This window comes from Calidifontibacillus erzurumensis, assembly GCF_013303125.1.
Lineage (GTDB): Bacteria > Bacillota > Bacilli > Bacillales > Bacillaceae_J > Calidifontibacillus > Calidifontibacillus erzurumensis.
In genome coordinates this window covers 1-2,637 of sequence record NZ_JABTTE010000047.1, presented here as the reverse complement: position 1 = coordinate 2,637, position 2,637 = coordinate 1, and the positions used below count along the sequence as shown (strand labels likewise).

Annotated in this window: 1 protein-coding gene and 13 tRNA genes; all 14 read right to left on the bottom strand. The window is 42.5% G+C overall.

The genetic code is table 11. The annotated features are described in order from the left end of the window. Positions 1-117 precede the first annotated feature (117 nt). The 14 genes from HR057_RS16690 to HR057_RS16625 all read right to left on the bottom strand — a co-directional run bounded on the left by HR057_RS16690 (position 118) and on the right by HR057_RS16625 (position 2,595). Positions 118-191 (bottom strand) — tRNA-Ile (locus HR057_RS16690). A gap of 18 nt (positions 192-209) precedes the next feature. Continuing rightward, positions 210-283: transfer RNA gene (locus HR057_RS16685), tRNA-Gly, on the bottom strand. A gap of 16 nt (positions 284-299) precedes the next feature. Further along, positions 300-376 (bottom strand) — tRNA-Pro (locus tag HR057_RS16680). Between the two features lie 18 nt (positions 377-394). Beyond that, positions 395-471 (bottom strand) — tRNA-Arg (locus HR057_RS16675). 80 nt (positions 472-551) lie between these two features. Continuing rightward, positions 552-637 (bottom strand) — tRNA-Leu (locus HR057_RS16670). A gap of 91 nt (positions 638-728) precedes the next feature. Further along, a tRNA-Leu gene (locus tag HR057_RS16665) sits at positions 729-809 on the bottom strand. 9 nt (positions 810-818) lie between these two features. Further along, a tRNA-Lys gene (locus HR057_RS16660) sits at positions 819-891 on the bottom strand. A gap of 128 nt (positions 892-1,019) precedes the next feature. Beyond that, positions 1,020-1,094, bottom strand: a tRNA-Gln gene (locus tag HR057_RS16655). A 5-nt stretch (positions 1,095-1,099) separates the two neighbouring features. Next, positions 1,100-1,175: transfer RNA gene (locus HR057_RS16650), tRNA-Asp, on the bottom strand. Between the two features lie 20 nt (positions 1,176-1,195). Continuing rightward, a tRNA-Val gene (locus HR057_RS16645) sits at positions 1,196-1,271 on the bottom strand. Between the two features lie 15 nt (positions 1,272-1,286). Continuing rightward, a tRNA-Glu gene (locus HR057_RS16640) sits at positions 1,287-1,361 on the bottom strand. Between the two features lie 5 nt (positions 1,362-1,366). Continuing rightward, positions 1,367-1,458 (bottom strand) — tRNA-Ser (locus HR057_RS16635). A 3-nt stretch (positions 1,459-1,461) separates the two neighbouring features. Beyond that, a tRNA-Asn gene (locus HR057_RS16630) sits at positions 1,462-1,536 on the bottom strand. A gap of 501 nt (positions 1,537-2,037) precedes the next feature. Continuing rightward, complete coding sequence (locus tag HR057_RS16625) at positions 2,038-2,595, bottom strand: hypothetical protein (RefSeq protein WP_230474518.1); 558 nt, start codon at positions 2,593-2,595, stop codon at positions 2,038-2,040. Positions 2,596-2,637: the final 42 nt, after the last annotated feature.

The window sequence follows — 2,637 nt, the reverse complement described above, 5'->3', positions numbered from 1 at the left end:
GTTCCTTACTCAAAAATTGACTTGGCCGTTGAATGAAACATTCAACATTGCCGCACGCTTGACATTTTGTTTAGTTTTCAAAGATCATCCTTGTTGCAAAGGTTACAAAAATCAATATGGGCCTGAATGGACTTGAACCATCGACCTCACGCTTATCAGGCGTGCGCTCTAACCGGCTGAGCTACAGGCCCGATTCGCACACTTTGCAATGGAGCGGGTGATGGGAATCGAACCCACGACATCAGCTTGGAAGGCTGAAGTTTTACCATTAAACTACACCCGCATATTCTATTGAATAATGGTCGGGAAGACAGGATTCGAACCTGCGACCCCATGGTCCCAAACCATGTGCTCTACCAAGCTGAGCTACTTCCCGATTAATAGTAATATGTAATGGCGCGCCCGACAGGAGTCGAACCCATAACCTTCTGATCCGTAGTCAGATGCTCTATCCAATTGAGCTACGGGCGCATTCAACTTAAAACCTTTTAAAATAAAGCGACTTTATTAATATATCATATTTGTTTAAGGATTTCAAACGGTAACATTTTTGGTGCGGCCGAGAGGACTTGAACCTCCACGGGGTTGCCCCCACTAGGCCCTCAACCTAGCGCGTCTGCCATTCCGCCACGACCGCAGATAGAATTTATAAAAAAATTAATTTTACATAAAAAGGAGAAAAAGATTTTAATAAACATGAAGAAAAATAAATCCTATAAATTAATTAATGCGGGTGGAGGGACTTGAACCCCCACGCCGAAGGCGCTAGATCCTAAGTCTAGTGCGTCTGCCAATTCCGCCACACCCGCTCGGGGTGATGAGCCATGCAGGATTCGAACCTGCGACCCTCTGATTAAAAGTCAGATGCTCTACCTACTGAGCTAATGGCTCACAAACAATATTTAGAGCGCATGCTTGTCCCTTCCTCCAACCAACTTCTCAGAGGGTAAAGGCTGAGGAACAATTCGAAACATTTATATATGCTTCAATCATTGCTCTATTTCTTGAAATAAATAAGATGGCTGGGCTAGCTGGATTCGAACCAGCGCATGACGGAGTCAAAGTCCGTTGCCTTACCGCTTGGCTATAGCCCAATAAGTGGCGGTCCCGACGGGGATCGAACCCGCGATCTCCTGCGTGACAGGCAGGCATGTTAACCACTACACCACGGGACCATATAAAACGCGGTTATATATGGTGGAGGATGACGGGATCGAACCGCCGACCCCCTGCTTGTAAGGCAGGTGCTCTCCCAGCTGAGCTAATCCTCCGTTATTAAAATAAATTGGTGACCCGTACGGGATTCGAACCCGTGTTACCGCCGTGAAAGGGCGGTGTCTTAACCACTTGACCAACGGGCCACGTATGGCGGAGAAGGAGGGATTTGAACCCTCGCGCCGGTAGACCCGACCTACACCCTTAGCAGGGGCGCCTCTTCAGCCACTTGAGTACTTCTCCGTTTGGCTCCACAGGCAGGGTTCGAACCTGCGACCAATCGGTTAACAGCCGATTGCTCTACCGCTGAGCTACTGTGGAATAGCGACAACATTCGATATAATAACATATCGTTCAAAATGCGTCAAGCTTATAAATGAAATTTAAACTAATAAATTTTCATTTCTTAAACTTTTTGGCTTCGTTATTAATAACGACGGCTTATAAAATATAACATATTCATTATGTTTCGTCAACTAATTTTAAATAATTATTTACTGCAAATTAATCTTTCCAATTACCTTCTTTATTATGTATTACAAATGAACATTTTATCTCATTATATTCAAAGATGAATTTAATACAATTTTTTTATATTTTCTCAAATTATACTCAAGTAGGAAGACAACCTAAATATCTATTTCCTTTTATTACACATAGAGGCTCGGAAATTAGATAGCTAATTAAGAGCCTTTTGGGGGATGAAAGCTGGATTCGAGAGGACAAATTGGAATTTTCAAAGTCATTTTCAAAAAAGTGCATGACAAATAATCCACTAGCAGTGGATTTTTAAAAAAATGTATTTTATGATATTAAGGATGGTTATAAGGAGAGCAGAGATTTTATTAAAGGATGTAAACCTGAATAGTTTACCTTTTCTGCTTCCTTCATCCACGCATCGGCATGCTGACACATGCCGATGCAATATGAACGAATATTCCAATGCCGAGAACTTCGTCCTCTTGAATCCTCTAAATGATAATCTACTTTTTGACGCTTAATACAACGCTCGACCCCAGTACGCAAAGAATATCGCTGTTTCCATTCTTTACTGCCACGTTTTACACGTGGAAATAGTCGAGGATTATCCTTTGTCGATGTATAAAAGGTACGACCATATGTAGAATTAGAACATGGTGTGGGGCATTCCCATTTCCCGACTGCAGCTGGACATCGCCATTTTCGACGGTAGCGTTTCTTCTCTACTCCCCAATCAAGCATTTTTCGACCGATGGGGCATATAGGAACGCCGTCTACGTTTATAGTCATTTCATTATAAACGAATTGCTTGGAACGTCTTGGATTAAGGTCAATAATGGCAGACACATCATAGTGTTCTAACATTTCGTAGATGGAATAAGCATCAAACGCTGAGTCCAAGATGGCTTCACCAATTTTCCAATCTGGATACCAATGCAGAAG